Raw genomic sequence first — 17,662 nt, 5'->3', positions numbered from 1 at the left:
CGCGGGAGATCGAGGCTCCCGCTCGATCTCCTGAGCGCAGCGGCCCTCGCCGCGATGATCGGGTTGGCGACCTTTTCGCTGATCATCGCCCTGGCGTTTCTGAGCCTGAAAAGCGATCGGGACGCGGTCAGCCGCGAAATTCGGGCCGGGTTCGAAACCGGCGCGCTTGTCGTCGATGCCGACTGGCGCTTTGCCGATGTGCGCATTGGCGCCCATCAGACCAATGATTGCCTGATCCTGCTCCAGGCCATCGATCAGCGTGCCACCACGGCGCAACTCTCGATCACGCCGCTGTCTGCGCCGACCGGCACCGAAAGCATGTGCCTTGCACTCAGCGACGCTGCGGCGGGGACGTTCGACCCCGATCTGCGCTTCTACCATAATTACGTTCACGCTCAGACCAGTGTGGCGCGACTACTTCTGCCCCTGTTGGGCGTCGATGGCTTGCGGGCCTTGTACAAGCTGGCGGTCACCGTCCTGCTGATCGCGGGATTGGCGATCGCCACGATCGGCCTGGCGGAGCGGCGCGCATTGATGCGCAATGCACTCTGGCTGCTTCTATTCGCACTATTCGGACGGTGGTTCGGGTTCGAATCGTTCGGCCAGTCGCTGGGCCATGGACCTTCGGATCTGCTGATTCTCGCCTTTCTGTTGTTCCTGGCCCGGGGATCGCGCGATGCGCCGATGCGGGAGCGGACGGCGCTGCTCGGCAGCGGCCTGTTCGGCGCGCTGACCATGGGGTTCGAGATGCTGACGGGCGGCATTCCGCTCGGTCTCGCGCTCACCATCGGCTGCGTGCCGATCGCGCTGGCGCATGACGCGCGGATCGGTGTCGCGACGCTGCGATGCGCAATCGCCTACCTGACTGCCGTCGCCGCAGTCGCAGTGGCCAAAATTGCTGCGGTCTCGATTGTATTCGGAACGGCCCCGGTCGTCGCGGCAATCCGGCAGTTCCTGTTCAGGACCGGGGTCGATTACGATCATAATCCCGACGCCCCCGCCGGGGCGCATGAATTTTTCACGCGCGTCTGGGCGGGGTTCGAGTCCATGGCGCCGGGGATGCACTGGCTGGCGGTCGGAATGATGTCGCTCGCGCTGGTGCTGGGCGGATGGGGCTATGCGCAACTTCGCCGGACAAGGTGCAAGGCTGTCCATTTTCAGGCGGCTGCGATGGCCGGTTCGGCGCTTGTCATTCCGCTCTGGATGGTCGTCTTCTGGCAGCATACCGCGCAACATGCGTGGTTCATGGATCGTATCCTGATCTGGCCGATGGCCGCCGGCTTTGCGTTGTTCCTGATGGCGTTGATCGAACGGGAGCGGATCGGCGCCCCTGACGAACAACCAGCCCAACTCGCCTGAAGCAGCACCGATACGCGCCCTCCCCGTGCAACGCCGCAACCTTTTCTGAACCCTTCTGCGTCATGCTGGCACCGAACCGGCAAATGAAGGGGGCGCCGATGCGCCAGAACGCCCATACCCTGACCCTTTTCGGCGTGTCCTACGTCGCCTTTGCCGCTGTCAGCCTGATCCCCTTGTTCGCAACGGGCGGACTGAACGACGCGACCTTTGGCATCGGCATGGTGATCGCCATCGCGCTGATCCCGGTGACCGCGATCGTGATGACGATGTTCGACGGCCTCTTGATGCGCCGTCGGGCCATGCGACCGGGTGTCGAGGCCGCGGCGCGCCCGGAGTCGTCGGAGATCACGCGCGAACCGTTCGAATTCGCCTTCGCGGCATGGAACGGCATCGAATCGCGCGAAGCCGTCGCGCGCCTGTCCAAACGCCTCTTCGCGCTGGAAATTGCGCACCGGTTCGAACATGACGAAATCGCGGTTCGGGACGGCGACGTTCGCTGGACCGTCGCGCCGGTTCGCGGCGTATTGCGTATCGCAGGCTGGATCGAGGCGGCGGATGCGGAGACCCGCGCCATGATCCGCGCAGCGATCGAGGAATTTCTGATCGACGAACTGGGTATCCGGCTCGAAAGGCTGGCGGCCTAAGGTCCCATCGGCGCAGGCTGCGCCAGATAGGCCAACCGCCGCATCTCGCGGCGCCCGCGCACGACGGTATCGAGGATCAGCCCGGCGAACAGGCTGAGCGCTGACAGGATCACAAGCCCCGTCGCCAGGATCGCGGTCGGAAACCGCGGCACCAGTCCCGTCTCCATATAGGTCATCGCCAGCGGTACCGCGAGGATCACCGCCAGCGCCGCCAGTCCCAGCGCGATCCAGCCAAAGAACAGCATCGGCTTTTCGATCCGATAGAGCGTCACGATCGTCCGCGCGATGCGCGCGCCGTCCCGATAGGTGGACAGTTTCGACGCCGACCCCTCGGGCCGGGCGAGATAACGCGTCTCCACCTCACCCACCGGCATTTTGAGTTCGAGCGCATGGACGCTGATCTCGGTCTCGATCTCGAACCCCGCGGACAGTACCGGAAAGCTCTTCACGAACCGGCGCGAAAAGACGCGATAGCCGGAGAAGATGTCGGTGAAGCTGCGGCCGAACAGCCGTGCGAGCAATCCGGTCATGGCGCGATTGCCCAGCACATGGCCGCGGCGATAGGCGTCCGCCGCCTCATGAATGCGCGTGCCGACGACCATGTCCAGGCCCTCGTCGCGCATCCTGGCGATCATCGCGGGCGCGGCGCCGGCGTCATAGGTCGCATCGCCATCGGCCATCACATAGATATCGGCATCGACATCGGCGAACATGCGGCGGACGACATTGCCCTTGCCCTGCATCCGTTCGGTCCGAACGGTGGCGCCGGCCGCACGTGCGACTTCGACCGTCCGGTCGGCGCTGTTGTTGTCGTAGACGTAGATGGCGGCATCGGGGAGCGCCGCGCGAAACGCCGCAACCGTCTGTGCGATCGCGGCTTCCTCATTATAGCAGGGCAGGATCACTGCGATGCGCGGTTCGGTCACGGACATCGCCCCCAATTCCGTTCGGGCTGAGCCTGTCGAAGCCCTGCCTTTCTTCACTTCTGGAAGAAAGACAGCCCTTCGACAAGCTCAGGGCGAACGGCTGCTTACTCGGCGGCCTTCTTCTTGGCCGGAGCCTTCTTCTTCGGTGCAGCTTCGGCCTCGGCGTCATCGGCCTTGGCCGCCTTCTTGGCCGGGGCCTTCTTCGCAGGCGCTTCGGCTTCGTCGGCCGGAGCCTCTTCAGCCTTGGCAGCCTTCTTGGCCGGGGCCTTCTTCGCCGGCTTCACCTCTTCGGCGGCCGCTTCGGGTTCGGCCTCGGCCTTTTTCACCTTGGCCTTCTTGGCGGGCTTTTCGTCCTGGCCATGGTCGCAATCGGGGCCATGGACGTGCGGCACCGCGCCCTCTTCGCTCTCGATCGCGGCTTCCAGCTCCTCGCGGGTCACTTCGCGCTCGCTGATCTCCGCCTTTTCGAACAGGAAGTCGACGACCTTGTCCTCATAGAGCGGCGCGCGCAGCTGGGCTGCGGCCATCGGCTCCTGACGGATATATTCGAAGAAGCGCTGCTGATCTTCGGGACGATATTGCTGCGCGGCCTGAGCGACCAGACGGTTCATCTCCGCCTGGGTCACCTCGACGCCGTTCGCCTGGCCGATCTCGGACAGCAACAGGCCAAGGCGCACGCGGCGCTCGGCGATCGCGCGGTAATCGTCCTTTTCCTTCTCCAGCTCGGCCTTGGCGGCCTCGGGATCTTCCTCATGGCCGGCTTCGTGCTGAAGCTGCGCCCAGATCTGCTGGAACTCGGCCTCGACCATCGACGGCGGAACCGGGAAGTCGTGGCCCGCGGCGAGCTGGTCGAGCAGCTTGCGCTTCATATAGGTGCGCGTCAGGCCGCCGGTCTCGCTCTCCATCTGGCCGCGCAGGATGGTGCGCAGCTGATCGAGGCTCTCGAGACCCAGATTCTTGGCGAAGTCCTCGTCGATCTTGGTCTCGCCAGCGGTCTTCACCGCGGTGATCTTGAGATCGAAGGTCGCGGGCTTTCCGGCCAGCGTGTCGACGCCATAATCCTCGGGGAAGGTGACTTCGATCTGCTTCTCGTCACCCGCCTTCACGCCGACGAGCTGGTCCTCGAAACCGGGGATCAGGCGACCGGTGCCGATCTCGACCGCCATCGCTTCGCCGGTACCGCCCTCGAACGCCTCGCCATCGACCTTGCCGACGAAATCCATCGTGACCTGGTCGCCCTGCTTCGCCTTGTAGCTCGCTTTGGCGTCTTCCCACGCCTTCTGCTGGCCGGCGATCTGGGTGATCTGCTCGTCGATCGCGCTGTCAGCGACGGGAACGGTCAGCCGCTCCAGCTTCAGTCCCTCGATCGACGGGGTCGGCACGTCGGGCAGCACTTCGAGCTCGACCTTGACCTCGGCGTCACCGCCGGGTGCGAACTCGCCCTCCAGGCTGACCGAAGGCTGCATCGCGGGACGCAGCTTGTGATCGGCGATGATCTTCTGCACGCCTTCCTGGATCGTGGTGTTCAGCGCGTCCTGGGTCAGCGCCTCGCCGTGCATCTTGCGGACCAGATTCGCCGGAACCTTGCCCGGGCGAAAGCCGGGCATACGGATCTGCGGGGCGACGCGCTTCACCTCGGCATCGACTCGCGAATCGATATCCTTGGCGGTGATCTTCAGGGTGTAGGCGCGCTTCAGGCCCTCGTTCAACGTCTCGACAGTCTGCATTTCAATCAGGCTTCCTGCTCTGGAAGTGGAATCAAGTTGGCGGCATCGCCATCGCGCCGGGCGGGATTGGTGCGGGCGAAGGGACTCGAACCCCCACATCTTTCGATACTGGTACCTAAAACCAGCGCGTCTACCAATTCCGCCACGCCCGCATTCAGGGACACCGCAAGTCGGGCGCGTCTATAGCAAGGACGGTGCCCGGGGCAAGGGCGATGCGACTCGGCGCCGAAAGACGCGACGCAGAGGCGCACCGTCGCCCTCAGATGTTGGTTTATAGTGACTCTCGGCTTCGCTGAATCGACACCGGCCCGCTCCCCCACCCGGCCCCCCATTGAAGATACCTTGTGGGTGGCCGGTGGGGGAGCGGGCGGGTGCTGTCTACTTGAAAACGGCCCTAGAAATCGGGTCGGCGCAGCAGGCGGGGCGGCAAATCGCCATAGCGGACGACGGTTGCCCGCTCCCGCGCGGTCTGACGGACGACCTCGAGATGCTCGGCGACAAAGCGCGCGTCGAGCCCCGGTACGATCGCGTCGAAATGGACGTGGTGACAATCGCGCAGACCGAATGCGTCGGTCAGATAGGTATCGAATGCCTGTTTGAGCGCCAGCCATTGCCCGCGCTCTTCGAGCCAGGGTCGGGTCGCGGCGGAGGTCGAGAAGATGGTGAGCCGCTTTCCGCGCAAGACGGGGTTCGGAAGGTCCGCCTTCAATTCCTCGGGCGAGTAATCGGCACCGAGCACGCGGTCGACATAGCCCTTGATGATCGCGGGCGGCATCCCGAACCAGATCGGGTAGATCAGCACGATCATGTCCGCCCCCTCGATCTGGGCGAGCGATCCCGCGACATCCGGGCGCGGCTTGAATCCCGGCACGGGAAGCTCGTCGCGGCGCAGCAGCGGATCGAAGTTGCGCGCGTAGAGATCGTCGATCTCGACCTGCTGGTGCTGCGCCTCCACCTCTTCGCGATAGGCGCGCGCGATGGCGTGGTTGAAGCTGTCGATCCGGGGATGACCCACCACCACCAGATGCCGGATCGTGCCGGGGTCGCGCGGTTGGGTCATCGCTGGCTCCTCATGCGGTGGACGAAGGCTGGACTCGTTTTCAGCTTTGCTGAATCGGCCCCGGCCCGCTCCGCACCCGACCACCCGTCGAAGATACCCTGACGTGGAGGAGCGGGCCGGTGGGGGAGCGGGCCGGTGCCGCCTAACTGAAAAGGAGCCTAGGGAGCGCCGGAAGACTGGCCTATCGGGGAATCTACGCAGGCTGTCAGGCGCGCACCGTCACTCCGTCGCCTTCGCCGCTTCCTCCTCGGGCACGGTGGCGTGGCTGGCGAGCAGCTCGACCGGCGGCACGCTCTCAATCTCGCGCGCGCCCGTCTCGATGTTGTAGTCTCTGAGCTTGCGCGCCGACACAAGCGCGCGGCTTTCGAGCGAGCTGGCGAAGGCGTTGAAATTCTTGACCGCCGTGTTGAGTCCGCTGCCGACAGTACGCAGGTCGCCCAGCGCCTTGGCCAGCCGGTCATAGAGTTCTTTCCCCAGCGCACCGATCTCACGCGCATCCTTGGCCAGCATCTCCTGCCGCCACACCGCCGCCACCGTCCGTGCGATTGCGATCAAATTGGTCGGGGTTGCCAGCAGCACGCGCTTCTCGAACGCGAAATCCCAAAGGGCCGAGTCATGTTCCAGCGCAGCTGACAGGAAATGCTCGCCGGGGACGAACATGATCACATAGTCGGGTGCATCGTCAAACTGGTTCCAATACGCCTTGTTGCCCAGCGCGTTGATATGAGTCTTCATCGATGCTGCGTGCGCGGCAAGGCCGATATGGCGCTCGCTCTCATCCACAGCCCCGAACGCATCCTGATAGGCGTTGAGCGAAACCTTGGCGTCGATCACCAGCGACTTGCCCCCCGGCACCCGCACGATTGCATCGGGGCGCAACCGCCCGCCATCCTCCCCAGCGACGTTCACCTCGAGGTTGAAATCGGTATGTTCGGACAGGCCACAGGTTTCGAGCACGTTGCGCAACTGCTGCTCGCCCCAGCGCCCACGCGACTTGGGGGCATTGCGCAGCGAGTTGACCAGCTTGGCGGCCTCCTGGCTCACCCGCTCCTGCCCGATGCGCATCTGCTCGATCTGCCCCTTGAGCTCGCCGAACGCATCGCGGCGTTCGGCTTCGACCTTGGCGACGCCTTCCTCGTAGCGCTGGAGCCTCTCGCTGACGGGCTGGAGCAAGGCCCTGAGATTCTGTCCCGCGACGCTCTCCGATTCCTTGAACCGGTCCTCGGCACGCTTGAGGAACGCCTCCTGCGTCTCGGTGAGCATCGCCCCGGCAAGCTCGCGGAACTGGCCCGCCATCGTTTCACGCGCCGCCTTGAACTCGGCGAGCCGCTCCTCGAATCCTTCCGCCTTGGCGCGCAATTCGGTCAGCTGGAGCCGGGCGATGTCGCGCTCATCGCGGATCGCATCGATCTGTTCGCGCAGCTCGGGCAACTCCTTCGCGCGCTCTTCCGCAGCGGCAAGGTCCGTGATCGCCGCCTTGAACTCCGCTTCGCGCCGGTCGCGCTCGGCGCGTAACGCGGCAACTGAGCGGCTGCCGAAGAACCAGCCCAGCAACGCCCCCACCACCAGCGCCACGATCAGCGCAACCACAACCTCAACCGACACCCGATACCCCGCTCAATGCCCGCGCCGGACGATCAGCGTCCGGCGGAAAGCGGAACATAGCTTGAACGATGCGGCGGCAACAGGGCTAATGCACACGGCCCGCCCTATCCAAAGGGCGGGACGACAGGATCAGAAGGCGTGGGCGAGCCGATCGAGCATCGAACGCGCGGGACTGGCGACCGGCACCATCTCCTCCTGCGACGCATCGAGCCTTGCCACGCGGCGATACAGGTCGATGCTGGCGCCGATCAGATGCTGCGCGGCCACCGGCATCGCATTGAGCGCCGCATCCTCCGTCATCGGGGCCTCACCCAGGCGACGCGATGGATCCCGCGCCTCGCGCTCGGCGATCTCGCCCGCCGCCACCGCGCGCTGCGTCAACAGCCAGGCGATGACGTGCATCAGCCGCGTCGTCACCTTGAGCGACTCGCAGGAGAACACCACCCGGTCCATCGCACCCAGCATGTCGCGCTGTTCGCGACCCACCTCGTCGAAATAGCCCCGCGCCTCGTCGGCGAGCAGCATCGCCTCGGTATAAAGCGAGTCGATCAGGCGGCGATGCACCCGCGTCGCCGCCCCCACAGCGGTCATGGCCCCAATCCCTGTCATGACCGAAGACGCTGACAGAAAGATTTCATTAACGAAATAGAATTTTGCGGGTGGCCACTGTGCCAAAGCGGCGCGTCCCAAAGCGGCGCGGCGGGCTCAGGCGATGATATCCGGGATCAACTGGTCCTCCAGCATCGCAATCTCATCCCGGAGCAACAGCTTGCGCTTCTTCAATCGGGCGATCTGCAGCTGATCGGGCGTGACCGTCGATACCAGCGCGTCGATCGCGACATCCAGGTCGCGATGTTCGACGCGAAGCAATTCGAGTCGGCGGAGAATATCGCTTTCGTCCATCACGCCCCTGCTACCCTGGAACTCGACCCGTCGCAGATCGCCGTTGCCTTGTCGATGGGGCGATTCGCAAGGGGCGACAAACCCGGCGAATCATGATTTACTCGACAATCCCCCAACCAAGAGCAGGAGGATTGCTTCCATGCAAAACGCGCATCTCTCGGCATTGGAGGCCAAGCACGCGTCGCTCGATCGCAAGATCAGCGCCGAGTCGCAACGGCCCCGCCCCGACCAGATGATTATCGCCGACCTGAAGCGTCGAAAGCTCAAAGTGAAAGAGGAAATCGCGCTGTCCTGACGCGATCCGCCGGGTTGCCCCGCCGCGGCGGGGCGGCCCTAGCGCGGGTAAAGCGTAGATCTATCGATTGCGTGCGCGCAACGTTCCGCGCGGCGGCTTTCGCGGAATCACCCGCGGTAGAGATGCGGCTTTGCATACACCGGAGTATGCTCGCCATTGCCCACCGGCTTGCGGGCGAGCAGCGGATCGATCTCACGATCGAACGCGACACCGATTCGCCCTTCGGCGCTCCAGGCGATTCGGCCGGGCGTCCAGCCAATCCCCCGCACATTGATTTCCACCGGCGTGCCATTCGTGACCGGATGGGCATATTCCGCCATCAGCCCGCCTGGCGACAGGTTGCGAACGCGCACCTGCACGTCCGTTCCCTCGATGCGCAGAGTCGCCGCCAGAAACAGGCTGTCGCGCGTCGCCGTTCGCTGGCTCGCCGGATCGTCGCTATAGCGCCCGTTCAGGGGATCGGTGGAAAACTGGTCCATGTGCCGCTCTTGGTCACTCCGTTGCGCGTTAATAGAGCAACAATCGCTATCCAAAGCGTTAACTGGCGGCAAAATTCTGCCGCATCGCGCGATTCATTCCTCGCGCGAGACCTTTTCGTTCCGCTCGTGGCGCTCCTGAGCCTCGACGGTCATCGTCGCGATTGGACGCGCTTCGAGCCGGGCGAGGCTGATCGGCTCGCCACTCACCTCGCAATAGCCATATTCGCCATCCTCGATCCGGCGCAGCGCCGCATCGATCTTGGAAATCAGCTTGCGCTGGCGATCGCGGGTGCGCAACTCGATCGACCAGTCGGTCTCGCTCGATGCGCGGTCCGTCAGGTCTGCCTCGCGCAGTGAGTCGACTTGCAGTTGCGTGAGCGTGCCTGCCGCCTCGCGGTGGATCGCATCCTTCCAGGCGAGCAGCTTTTCGCGAAAATACTGAAGCTGGCGGGCATTCATGAATGCTTCGTCCCCGCTCGGGCGATAGCCGTCGGGCAAATCGTTCGCAGCCTGCGGCGTTTTTTCCGGGTCGTCGCGATGATCGTAAACGGTCGCCATCCCACTCTCCAAACCCGGAACCCGAAGGCCAAGCCGACGCGATCCCGCAATTGCCCGCGCGCCCTATATCCGGCCCAATTCAGTACCACAAGCTACCGAATCTCTAGATTCGCGCGCCAAACCGTTCATGCCACGCGGGAAATTGCGCGACGCTGAACCGCACCATGGGGCGGCGCCGCAGCGCTAGCGGATTTTGGTTAATATCCAGTAAGCAATAACGGCGATTCCGTCCCTCTGCGGAACATTAACCATAGTCAACGCGTGACAGCGCCAAATAAACCGGGCGGGGCATCGTGAAAGCTGGTTAACGCTATTGAACTTAATAGTTTGTTCTGCACTTGTCGGGCAATGACCCGCCAGGGACTGCCGTGCGCAGCGCCCTGACAGGCTTTCGGGGACAAGAGAGTAGGGCAATATGTCGGTTCGGATGGCCTTGGCGAAATTGTGCGCCTGCGCATGTGGCGGCGCCGTGATCGGCGGAGGCGCGGTGCATGTCGCCGAGACGCGCGCCGAACGTGGCGTCGAACAACGTCGCTCGGTCAAGCAGCAGGCGGTGGTCAAACGCCGCGTCGTCAAGCGCCCGTTGCGCAAGCGCGTGGTAAAGCGCACCGTCACGACCAGCGCTCAATGCCAGCCCCAGGTGCTGACAGTGACCACCCAGGGAACCGCAATCCCCCTCCCCCCGCCCACTTATGGGTCGAGCGGCGAAATGCCAATCGTCGGCGGCGGAGGCGGCGGCGGTGCCGCAGCGGCGGCGACCGGCGTGACCGGAGGCGGTGGCGGCGGCTTTGTCGGCGGCTTCTTCGCGGGCGGATTCTTCGGCGGATCGGGCGGCAGCAGCGCCTCGGGCAGCGGCGGCATCGTCATTTCCTCGACCAGCAGCACCAGCGGCGGTTCGACCTCCACCTCGGGCGGCTCCACGTCGACTTCGGCGGGCGGTTCGTCCGGCGACGTCTCGTCCTCGACCGGCGGGTCGTCTTCCTCGACCTCGACCGGCGGGCTTTCGAGCACCAGCACATCCTCGACCGGCGGCTCCTCGACCAGTTCGGCATCGGGCGGTTCGTCCGGTGACGTGTCATCGGCGTCCGGCGGTTCGTCCGGCGACGTTTCGTCCTCGACCAGCTCGGCGTCGGGCGGGTCCTCGGGCGACGTATCCAGCTCCGCCTCGTCCTCGGGGGATGTCTCCTCCTCGACCTCGGCCTCCTCGTCGGGTGACGTCTCGTCATCCACATCGACCTCGGCGTCTTCGTCGGGCGACGTGTCGACCTCGTCCTCCAACTCCTCGGCCTCCTCCACATCGGCGTCGTCGTCAGGCGACGTCTCGTCCTCGACCTCGAGCGGGTGGAGCACGTCGAGCGGATGGAGCACGTCGAGTTCGACCAGCAGTTCCACGTCCAGCGGCACATCGAGCGGCACCAGTTCGGGCGGGCCGGAACCGGTCCCCGCCCCGCCAATGGTGATCCTGTTCGGCGCTGCTGCGGCGGCGCTGGTCGTGCGCAAACGCTTCCAGAACCGCAAGGCAAAGGCCGCCGCCGCCGACTAATCGGCGGCGGCACTCCGCGTCACGCGGCGTCGATCAGTACCTGTTCGATATCCGCGATCGGATGACCGGTGAGCGTCTTGTCGATCTCTCCGGTCAACCGCTCGCTCACCTCTTTGTGATAATGTTTGCGCAGCTCGCCCAGGGTGCGCGGCGGCGCGACGATAATCAGCGATTCGAAGTCATTCGCCAGAGCGCGCTTCTTGAGCAGCTCGGCGGTCTCCGCTGCGAACCGGTCTTCCTCCAGCTGATGGAAATCGGTCTCCTCATAGGCGCTTCGGCCCGGCCCGACGCTGGAAAAGCTGCGGCCCGGCGTGTCGGTCCCCTGTTCGCGATCGGGCGGATTGTCCTGAACCCGCTTGCGCTCGACCTGAAGGTTGAGATGCACCGCATCGCCCTCATTCCTCAGGAACAGCATCTTGCGGCCATCGGCGACCACGATCATGGCGTTGTGCGGGACCTTCATGGGCGTTTCTCCTTTTATTGATGTGAGCGACCAACGCGCGCCGCGCGCTCCGGGTTGCCTCTGCCCGCGCGGCTCGCCATAGCCCTCGCTTATGCACGACATCCGCGCCATCCGTGAGAATCCCGAGGCGTTCGACGCCGCCCTCGCCCGCCGCGGCGCCGAACCGCAGGCCGAAATCCTGGTCGCGCTCGACGAAGCCCGCCGCGCGCTGACCACCCAGCAGCAGGAGGCGCAGAGCCGCCGCAACGAGCTGTCGAAACAGGTCGGCCAGGCCAAGGCCGCGAAGGATGAGGATCGCGCCCAGGCGCTGATGGCCGAGGTCGCCGGGCTGAAAGAGACGCTGGAGAATCTCAATCTCGCCCAAGGCGCGGCGGACGAAGCATTGCGCACCGCGCTCGCCGCCATCCCCAACCTGCCCGCCGCCGATGTCCCCGAAGGCGCGGACGAGGACGACAATCAACTCGTCCACACGATCGGTACCCAGCCCGCTTTCGCCTTCACCCCGCGCGAGCATCATGAGTTCGGCCCCGCGCTTGGCCTCGATTTCGATACTGGCGCAACGCTCGGCGGCTCGCGCTTCACCTTCCTGCGCGGCCCCGCCGCCCGACTTCACCGCGCGCTCGGCCAGTTCATGCTCGACACGCTGACCGGCGATCATGGCTATGACGAATGCGTGCCGCCGGTGCTGGTCCGCGACGAGATCATGTTCGGCACCGGCCAGCTGCCCAAATTCGCCGAGGATTCGTTTCGCACCACCGACGGGCGCTGGTTGATCCCGACCTCCGAGGTCAGCCTGACCAACAGCGTGCGCGAGCAGATCCTGAGCGGCGAGGAACTGCCGCTGCGCCTGACCGCGCTGACCCCCTGTTTCCGCTCCGAAGCCGGCGCAGCGGGGCGCGACACGCGCGGCTTCATCCGCCAGCACCAGTTCGAAAAGGTCGAGATGGTCTCGATCACCACGCCCGACCAGTCGGAAGCGGAGCATGAGCGGATGACCGCCTGTGCGGAGGATATTTTGACGCGGCTCGGACTCTCCTTCCGCCGGATGCTGCTGTGCGCAGGCGATATGGGGTTCAGCGCGACGCGGACCTATGACCTTGAAGTCTGGCTCCCCGGCCAGGGCCGCTATCGCGAGATTTCGTCCTGCTCGACCTGCGGCGACTTTCAGGCGCGCCGGATGAACGCACGCTACCGCCCTAGCCCGGCGTCCCATCACGGTTCTGGACATCATGGGCAAGGACATATGGGCAAAGCGCCTCTCGCCTTCGTCCACACCCTCAATGGATCGGGCCTCGCGGTCGGCCGCACGCTCGTCGCGGTGCTGGAAAATTACCAGCAGGAGGATGGCTCGGTCGCGGTACCGGAGGTGCTCCAGCCCTATCTGCGTGGGCTCAACCGGCTGGAGGCGAAGCGATAGGTCCGTTCGCCCTGAGCCTGTCGAAGGGCGTTGGCTCAACCCGTCGAAGGAGGTGCTTCGACACGCTCAGCACAAACGGGGTTTCATGCGCATCCTTCTCACCAATGACGACGGCGTCCATGCCCGCGGCCTAGAAGTCCTCGAACGTATCGCCCGCACCCTTTCCGACGACATCACCATCGTCGCACCGCTGGAGGAACAGTCGGGCAAGGGCCGTTCGCTCAGCTTGACCGATCCCGTGCGCCTCCGCAGCTTCGGCGAGCGCCGCTTCGCGGTCACCGGCACGCCCACCGACGCGGTGATGATGGCGCTGGCGGAGATTATGAAGGACGCAAAGCCCGATCTGATCCTCTCCGGCGTCAATCGCGGCGCCAATCTGGGTGAGGATGTCAGCTATTCCGGCACGGTCTCCGCGGCCATGGAGGGCGCGCTTGCGGGAATTCGCTCGATCGCGCTCAGCCAGCGCTATGCCGCGCTTGCGCCCGGCGAGCGGGTCAGCTTCGACGCGGCGGAAACATGGGGCGAGCGCGTCCTGCGCCCGTTGATCGACGCGCCCTGGGCCCCGCGCACGCTGATGAACGTCAATTTCCCGCCGATTCCGGCTGCCGAGGTTGCCGGTATCAAGCCGGTGGTTCAGGGGCTTCGCGATTATGGTCGGCTGCGGCTCGACAAGCGCACTGACCCGCGCGGCTTCGATTATTATTGGTTCGGCCTTGGCCATGTGCCCCATTCGCCGGTCGCCGACACCGATCTCGAAGCGATCGAACAGGGCTTTATCACCATCACCCCGTTGCATCTGGACCTGACGCATCGCGAATCGCTTGATATGCTAAACAGCGCGTTCAGCTGATCCGGGGAGGATATGGGGGGCAGGGTTCGTTTTCAGGGGGTGGTCGCGGCGCTGATGGTGGCGCCGATCCTCTCCGCATGTATTCCGCAGCGCGCCGGGCCGCCGGGTGCCGGTCATCGTCAGGTCGATCCCACCGCCGCGCCGCGCCGCGAGGCGGATGTTCCCGCCCTGCCCGCACCTCGCTCGTCCTGGGAAGCCCAGCCGGTCACGCCCGATGCGCGCGAGGTCTCCGCCGCTACCTATATCGTTGAGCGCGGCGACACGCTGCGCGGTATCGCCAACAAGACCGGCGCCGGGTCCGAAGCCATCGCCCGCGCCAACAATCTCGCGCCGCCTTATGTCATCCGGATCGGCCAACGCCTCGCCATTCCGGGCGGTCGCTATCATCTCGTCCGCGCGGGCGAGACCGGAATCGCCATCGCCCGTGCCTATGGCGTCGACTGGAGCCGGGTGGTGACCGAGAATGATCTCACCGAACCCTATATCCTGCGTACCGGTATGCGCCTGCTGATCCCGGGCGATCCGCGCGCGATGACGCTGGAGGAGCGCGCCGCCGCCTTCCGGCTCGATATCGACGACATCGTCACCGGCGGCCAGCCCGCTATTGCCGAGCGCGCGCGGCCCACGCGGCCGACCGCCTCCTCTGCCCGCATCCTCCCGCCCGACGCTGCGGTCGCGCCGCCGGCGACGCTGCGCGGCGGCTTCCAATGGCCGGTGCGCGGAACGATCATCCGCCGCTTCGGCCCGATCGCCAGCGGCGAGCGCAGCGACGGGCTCAAGATCGCGGTGCCGCTCGATACCCCGATTCTGGCCGCCGCGGACGGCACCGTCGCCTATGTGGGCAGCGAAATTCCCGCGCTGGGGGGTCTCGTGATCCTACAGCATGGCAGCGGCTGGACCAGCGTCTATGGCCATGCCGGGCAGTTGATCGTCCAGCGGGGCCAATCGGTGAAACGCGGCCAGATGATCGCACTGTCGGGCGACAGCGGAACGAACCGCCCCCAATTGCATTTCGAACTCCGTCAGGGGCGCACCCCCGTCGATCCGCTGCCGAGATTGCCCCGCCCTTGAACCGCCGTCGCCTCCCCACCCATGCGCCGCTGCGGCGCAGATCGGGCGTGTCTCCGTGGGTTTCCATCGCCTGGCGCGTGGGGGCGGTTCTGGGTCTCTATGCCTTTGCCGTCGCCTTTCACTGGTTCGACCGGGCGGGGCTTCGTGACAATTTCGACGATCATATCAGCTTTCTCGACATCATCTATTTCACGATGATCTCGATCACCACGACCGGCTATGGCGATATCGTACCGATCTCGCAGGGCGCCCGCATGTTCGATGCGCTGGTGGTGACGCCGATCCGGATCTTCGTGATCCTGATCTTCATCGGGACCACCTATCAATTCATCCTCAAACGCACATGGGACAAGTGGCGCATGGCGCAGATCCAGAAAACGCTGACGGACCACATTGTCGTGGCGGGTTTCGGCAAGACGGGTTCGGACGCGGTCAACGAGTTGATCGCGCGCGGCACCGACCCCTCCTGCATCGTCGTGGTCGATGGCAGCGAACACGCACTCGCCCGCGCAGAGGACGCCGGTTGCAACGTCCTGGTCGGTGATGCGACGCGCGACCAGACGCTTCAGGATGTCCGCATCGATCGCGCGAGAACGCTGATCGTCGCCACCGGTCGCGACGATACCTCGATCCTCGTCACCCTCACCGCGCGCCACCTCGCGCCCAAGGTGCCGATCTCGATCATCATCAAGGCCGACGACAATGAACTGCCCGCCCGCGCGGCGGGGGCGAACACCGTGATCAACCCGGTCAGCTTTGCCGGGCTGCTGCTCGCCGGATCGGTCGAAGGGACGCATGTCGCCGACTATATGCTCGACCTCGCCTCGGTCGATGGGCGGGTGCATCTGTCGGAGCGGTGCGTGACGATGGCAGAGGTGGGCAAGCCGCTCTCCGCCATCACCACCGGCCTCGGCGTCCGCCTGTATCGCGACGGTACTCCCTTCGGCTTTTTCGAGGCCGAGGCGCAGAGCCTGCGCGAAGGCGATGTGGTGGTGGAGATCATACCGGGCACCGGCAACGCGGCATAGAATCACGTCGCGTCCGCAAGGTCGCGCCAGCCATGGTCGGGACGGGACGCAGAAACGTTCAGTCTTGCTCAGCGCCCAGCTTGACCATCTTGTCGAGCCATTCGGCACGGGCATCGGCGTCGCCCTCGACATTGCCGATCAAGATGCTCTCGACTGGCGTGATCCCGACCAGCTTGAGGATGTTCCTTCGAAAGCTCTTCACGCTATGAGCGCCGAAATAGAAGCGGTAGAACAGCGCCGGCATCCCCATCGTAACGATAAGCCGGGCCGACCGCCCGGCGAGTAGGCCCTTGGGCATCCGCCCCTGCGCGATCGCGAAACCGGGGCGGGCGACCTGTTCGAGAAATCCTTTGAGCAGCGCCGGCACGTCTCCCAGCCATAGCGGATAGAGAAAGACGATCTGCTTTGCCCAGATGATGTCGTCCTGTGCCGCCGCGATCGCCGGCGGCGGGGGCGCCTCCGCCCAGTCGGCGCGCGACCGAAGCAGCGGAAAATCGAGCGTTGCGAGATCGATGCGGCGAACATCGTGCCCGCCCGACTTGGCGCCTCGCGCATAGGCGTCGGCGAGCGCATGGACGAAGCGGCCGCGGTCCGGGTCAGGATGGCCGTCAATGACGAGAATATTGCTCATCCGTCGATTGTGGCGACAGCGCTCCAGTTGGCCGATACGTAGCTTCCCGGACGCCGCCCCCGGTGAAATCCGTAGTGCCTCGCCGATATCGAGCTCCTAGCCCCCTATCATGTCCACTGCACGCGCCAGCCCGAGTCGTCGATCACCCCGAGGGAGAACGATGCTGATCGCGGCGGGCGGGATGATGCTCGCCGCTGGGGCTGTGGTGGCGACGGCTTTTTCGGCGACAATGCGCAAGGCTGAACACCGGCTCGCCGGCGCAAGCGATATCGTCGGCACGCGGTTCGGCGATCTGGAATATGCGGTTAGGGGCGAAGGCCCCCCGATCATGATGATCCACGGCACCGGGGGCGGATTCGACCAGGGCCTGAGCTTTGGCCATGGGTTGATCGAGCGGGGTTACCGCGTGATCGCGCCGTCGCGGTTCGGCTATCTGCGCAGCGACTTTCCCGTCAATCCCTCTTCCGAAAACCAGGCCGACGCGCTTGTCGAACTGCTTGACCATTTGGGCATTGATCGCCTTCCCGTCGTTGCAGGGTCGGCCGGAGCGCTCGCCGCAATCCAGTTCGCATTGCGCCACCCGCAACGCTGTTCGTTGCTGGTGCTGCTCGTCCCGGCAGCCAATGTGACCGGACTCGACCCGGTCGAGATGACCGCGACCCAGAAGCTGTTCGTCGAACAGGCCCTGGGTTCCGACTTCGTCTACTGGTCCGCGCGCCGGATCGCACCGAAACAACTCGTCGCCAATCTCCTGGCGACCGATCCTCATCTGCTGAAGACCGTCAGCCCAGGCGAACGCGCGCGCGCCTATCGGATTCTCGACGAAATGCTGCCGATCAGCACGCGTTCACGCGGCCTATTGAACGACGCCAGACTGGCCGGCGCTTCGCACCCGGTGGACTACCGGAAAATCCGGGCGCCAACATTGATCCTCTCGGTCGAGGACGATCGGTTCGGAACCGCAGCAACCGCGCGGTATCTGGCTACTGTCATTCCCGATGCCACGCTGGTGATCCTGGAACGCGGCGGCCATATCTGGCTCGGCGCCGACGAGACCGTATCAGATCACGTTGCGCGCTTCATCCGGGCGCGCGGATCCTGAC

The 17,662-nt window shown here is 65.1% G+C and carries 19 protein-coding genes and 1 tRNA gene; 8 read left to right on the top strand and 12 right to left on the bottom strand.

The features are described 5' to 3' along the window. Positions 1-54 precede the first annotated feature (54 nt). Both FPZ54_RS04480 and FPZ54_RS04475 read left to right on the top strand, forming a co-directional pair. The gene (locus FPZ54_RS04480; RefSeq protein WP_145845325.1) at positions 55-1,359 is read left to right on the top strand and encodes a hypothetical protein; all 1,305 of its coding nucleotides are present in this window, start codon (positions 55-57) and stop codon (positions 1,357-1,359) included. A gap of 98 nt (positions 1,360-1,457) precedes the next feature. Next, positions 1,458-2,003: a hypothetical protein gene (locus FPZ54_RS04475; protein WP_145845323.1), complete on the top strand. Its 546-nt coding sequence runs from the start codon at positions 1,458-1,460 to the stop codon at positions 2,001-2,003. Here the strand turns inward: FPZ54_RS04475 and FPZ54_RS04470 are convergent. The 7 genes from FPZ54_RS04470 to FPZ54_RS04440 form a co-directional block, all read right to left on the bottom strand. Next, the gene (locus FPZ54_RS04470; RefSeq protein WP_145845322.1) at positions 2,000-2,935 is read right to left on the bottom strand and encodes a glycosyltransferase family 2 protein; all 936 of its coding nucleotides are present in this window, start codon (positions 2,933-2,935) and stop codon (positions 2,000-2,002) included. The genes FPZ54_RS04475 and FPZ54_RS04470 overlap by 4 nt on opposite strands. A 98-nt stretch (positions 2,936-3,033) precedes the next feature. Beyond that, positions 3,034-4,656, bottom strand: a complete 1,623-nt coding sequence (tig, locus tag FPZ54_RS04465) for a trigger factor (RefSeq protein ID WP_145845321.1) — start codon at positions 4,654-4,656, stop codon at positions 3,034-3,036. Positions 4,657-4,723: 67 nt separating this feature from the next. Further along, positions 4,724-4,808, bottom strand: a tRNA-Leu gene (locus FPZ54_RS04460). 242 nt (positions 4,809-5,050) lie between these two features. After that, positions 5,051-5,716 carry an NAD(P)H-dependent oxidoreductase gene (locus tag FPZ54_RS04455; protein WP_145845319.1) on the bottom strand — a complete coding sequence of 222 codons (666 nt, stop codon included), beginning with the start codon at positions 5,714-5,716 and terminating at the stop codon, positions 5,051-5,053. 219 nt (positions 5,717-5,935) lie between these two features. Beyond that, positions 5,936-7,321 carry a DNA recombination protein RmuC gene (locus FPZ54_RS04450; RefSeq protein WP_145845317.1) on the bottom strand — a complete coding sequence of 462 codons (1,386 nt, stop codon included), beginning with the start codon at positions 7,319-7,321 and terminating at the stop codon, positions 5,936-5,938. Positions 7,322-7,450: 129 nt separating this feature from the next. Further along, a complete protein-coding gene (locus tag FPZ54_RS04445; protein WP_145845316.1) occupies positions 7,451-7,912 on the bottom strand; it encodes a DUF1465 family protein in 462 nt (153 codons plus the stop codon). A 114-nt stretch (positions 7,913-8,026) separates the two neighbouring features. After that, the gene (locus FPZ54_RS04440) at positions 8,027-8,224 is read right to left on the bottom strand and encodes a YdcH family protein (RefSeq protein WP_145845315.1); all 198 of its coding nucleotides are present in this window, start codon (positions 8,222-8,224) and stop codon (positions 8,027-8,029) included. A gap of 139 nt (positions 8,225-8,363) precedes the next feature. Between FPZ54_RS04440 and FPZ54_RS04435 the strand changes: the two genes are divergently transcribed. Continuing rightward, complete coding sequence (locus FPZ54_RS04435; RefSeq protein ID WP_145845313.1) at positions 8,364-8,519, top strand: YdcH family protein; 156 nt, start codon at positions 8,364-8,366, stop codon at positions 8,517-8,519. Positions 8,520-8,626: 107 nt separating this feature from the next. Here FPZ54_RS04435 and FPZ54_RS04430 read toward each other — a convergent pair whose 3' ends face one another. The 4 genes from FPZ54_RS04430 to FPZ54_RS04415 all read right to left on the bottom strand — a co-directional run bounded on the left by FPZ54_RS04430 (position 8,627) and on the right by FPZ54_RS04415 (position 11,562). Then, positions 8,627-8,998 carry a PilZ domain-containing protein gene (locus FPZ54_RS04430; protein ID WP_145845312.1) on the bottom strand — a complete coding sequence of 124 codons (372 nt, stop codon included), beginning with the start codon at positions 8,996-8,998 and terminating at the stop codon, positions 8,627-8,629. Between the two features lie 93 nt (positions 8,999-9,091). Next, positions 9,092-9,556: an RNA polymerase-binding protein DksA gene (gene dksA / locus FPZ54_RS04425; RefSeq protein ID WP_145845311.1), complete on the bottom strand. Its 465-nt coding sequence runs from the start codon at positions 9,554-9,556 to the stop codon at positions 9,092-9,094. 690 nt (positions 9,557-10,246) lie between these two features. Then, positions 10,247-11,074, bottom strand: a complete 828-nt coding sequence (locus tag FPZ54_RS19730) for a hypothetical protein (RefSeq protein WP_186456913.1) — start codon at positions 11,072-11,074, stop codon at positions 10,247-10,249. A gap of 44 nt (positions 11,075-11,118) precedes the next feature. Then, entirely contained in the window at positions 11,119-11,562 is a 444-nt protein-coding gene (locus tag FPZ54_RS04415; RefSeq protein WP_145845309.1) for a host attachment family protein, read from the bottom strand. Between the two features lie 91 nt (positions 11,563-11,653). On the opposite strand from FPZ54_RS04415, the gene serS reads away from it, so the two are divergent. From serS to FPZ54_RS04395, 4 genes are all read left to right on the top strand, one after another. After that, positions 11,654-12,979 (top strand): serine--tRNA ligase, encoded by a 1,326-nt coding sequence (gene serS / locus FPZ54_RS04410; protein ID WP_145845307.1) that lies wholly within the window; start codon positions 11,654-11,656, stop codon positions 12,977-12,979. 85 nt (positions 12,980-13,064) lie between these two features. Next, entirely contained in the window at positions 13,065-13,829 is a 765-nt protein-coding gene (gene surE, locus FPZ54_RS04405) for a 5'/3'-nucleotidase SurE (protein WP_145845305.1), read from the top strand. Between the two features lie 12 nt (positions 13,830-13,841). Next, positions 13,842-14,900, top strand: a complete 1,059-nt coding sequence (locus tag FPZ54_RS04400) for a peptidoglycan DD-metalloendopeptidase family protein (RefSeq protein ID WP_239019712.1) — start codon at positions 13,842-13,844, stop codon at positions 14,898-14,900. Continuing rightward, the gene (locus FPZ54_RS04395; protein WP_145845304.1) at positions 14,897-15,928 is read left to right on the top strand and encodes a potassium channel family protein; all 1,032 of its coding nucleotides are present in this window, start codon (positions 14,897-14,899) and stop codon (positions 15,926-15,928) included. The genes FPZ54_RS04400 and FPZ54_RS04395 overlap by 4 nt, the downstream gene beginning before the upstream one ends. Before the next feature lie 58 nt (positions 15,929-15,986). Here the strand turns inward: FPZ54_RS04395 and FPZ54_RS04390 are convergent, their stop codons facing one another. After that, complete coding sequence (locus FPZ54_RS04390; protein ID WP_145845302.1) at positions 15,987-16,559, bottom strand: NAD(P)H-dependent oxidoreductase; 573 nt, start codon at positions 16,557-16,559, stop codon at positions 15,987-15,989. A 160-nt stretch (positions 16,560-16,719) separates the two neighbouring features. On the opposite strand from FPZ54_RS04390, the gene FPZ54_RS04385 reads away from it, so the two are divergent. Then, a complete protein-coding gene (locus tag FPZ54_RS04385) occupies positions 16,720-17,661 on the top strand; it encodes an alpha/beta fold hydrolase (RefSeq protein WP_186456912.1) in 942 nt (313 codons plus the stop codon). The last annotated feature ends 1 nt before the right edge of the window (position 17,662 follow it).

It is taken from the genome of Sphingomonas suaedae, assembly GCF_007833215.1.
In the GTDB taxonomy this organism is placed as follows: domain Bacteria; phylum Pseudomonadota; class Alphaproteobacteria; order Sphingomonadales; family Sphingomonadaceae; genus Sphingomonas; species Sphingomonas suaedae.
Note: the sequence above shows the minus strand (reverse complement) of the source record. Positions and strands in the feature narration are given on the sequence as shown.

What these genes read in the sequence shown, in the direction of transcription:
- FPZ54_RS04480 (WP_145845325.1), top strand. Translation starts at nt 55, where the DNA reads ATGATCGGGTTGGCGACCTTTTCGCTGATCATCGCCCTGGCGTTTCTG.
- FPZ54_RS04475 (WP_145845323.1), top strand. Translation starts at nt 1,458, where the DNA reads ATGCGCCAGAACGCCCATACCCTGACCCTTTTCGGCGTGTCCTACGTC.
- FPZ54_RS04470 (WP_145845322.1), bottom strand. Translation starts at nt 2,935, where the DNA reads ATGTCCGTGACCGAACCGCGCATCGCAGTGATCCTGCCCTGCTATAAT.
- tig (WP_145845321.1), bottom strand. Translation starts at nt 4,656, where the DNA reads ATGCAGACTGTCGAGACGTTGAACGAGGGCCTGAAGCGCGCCTACACC.
- FPZ54_RS04455 (WP_145845319.1), bottom strand. Translation starts at nt 5,716, where the DNA reads ATGACCCAACCGCGCGACCCCGGCACGATCCGGCATCTGGTGGTGGTG.
- FPZ54_RS04445 (WP_145845316.1), bottom strand. Translation starts at nt 7,912, where the DNA reads ATGACCGCTGTGGGGGCGGCGACGCGGGTGCATCGCCGCCTGATCGAC.
- FPZ54_RS04440 (WP_145845315.1), bottom strand. Translation starts at nt 8,224, where the DNA reads ATGGACGAAAGCGATATTCTCCGCCGACTCGAATTGCTTCGCGTCGAA.
- FPZ54_RS04435 (WP_145845313.1), top strand. Translation starts at nt 8,364, where the DNA reads ATGCAAAACGCGCATCTCTCGGCATTGGAGGCCAAGCACGCGTCGCTC.
- FPZ54_RS04430 (WP_145845312.1), bottom strand. Translation starts at nt 8,998, where the DNA reads ATGGACCAGTTTTCCACCGATCCCCTGAACGGGCGCTATAGCGACGAT.
- dksA (WP_145845311.1), bottom strand. Translation starts at nt 9,556, where the DNA reads ATGGCGACCGTTTACGATCATCGCGACGACCCGGAAAAAACGCCGCAG.
- FPZ54_RS04415 (WP_145845309.1), bottom strand. Translation starts at nt 11,562, where the DNA reads ATGAAGGTCCCGCACAACGCCATGATCGTGGTCGCCGATGGCCGCAAG.
- serS (WP_145845307.1), top strand. Translation starts at nt 11,654, where the DNA reads ATGCACGACATCCGCGCCATCCGTGAGAATCCCGAGGCGTTCGACGCC.
- surE (WP_145845305.1), top strand. Translation starts at nt 13,065, where the DNA reads ATGCGCATCCTTCTCACCAATGACGACGGCGTCCATGCCCGCGGCCTA.
- FPZ54_RS04400 (WP_239019712.1), top strand. Translation starts at nt 13,842, where the DNA reads ATGGGGGGCAGGGTTCGTTTTCAGGGGGTGGTCGCGGCGCTGATGGTG.
- FPZ54_RS04390 (WP_145845302.1), bottom strand. Translation starts at nt 16,559, where the DNA reads ATGAGCAATATTCTCGTCATTGACGGCCATCCTGACCCGGACCGCGGC.
- FPZ54_RS04385 (WP_186456912.1), top strand. Translation starts at nt 16,720, where the DNA reads ATGCTGATCGCGGCGGGCGGGATGATGCTCGCCGCTGGGGCTGTGGTG.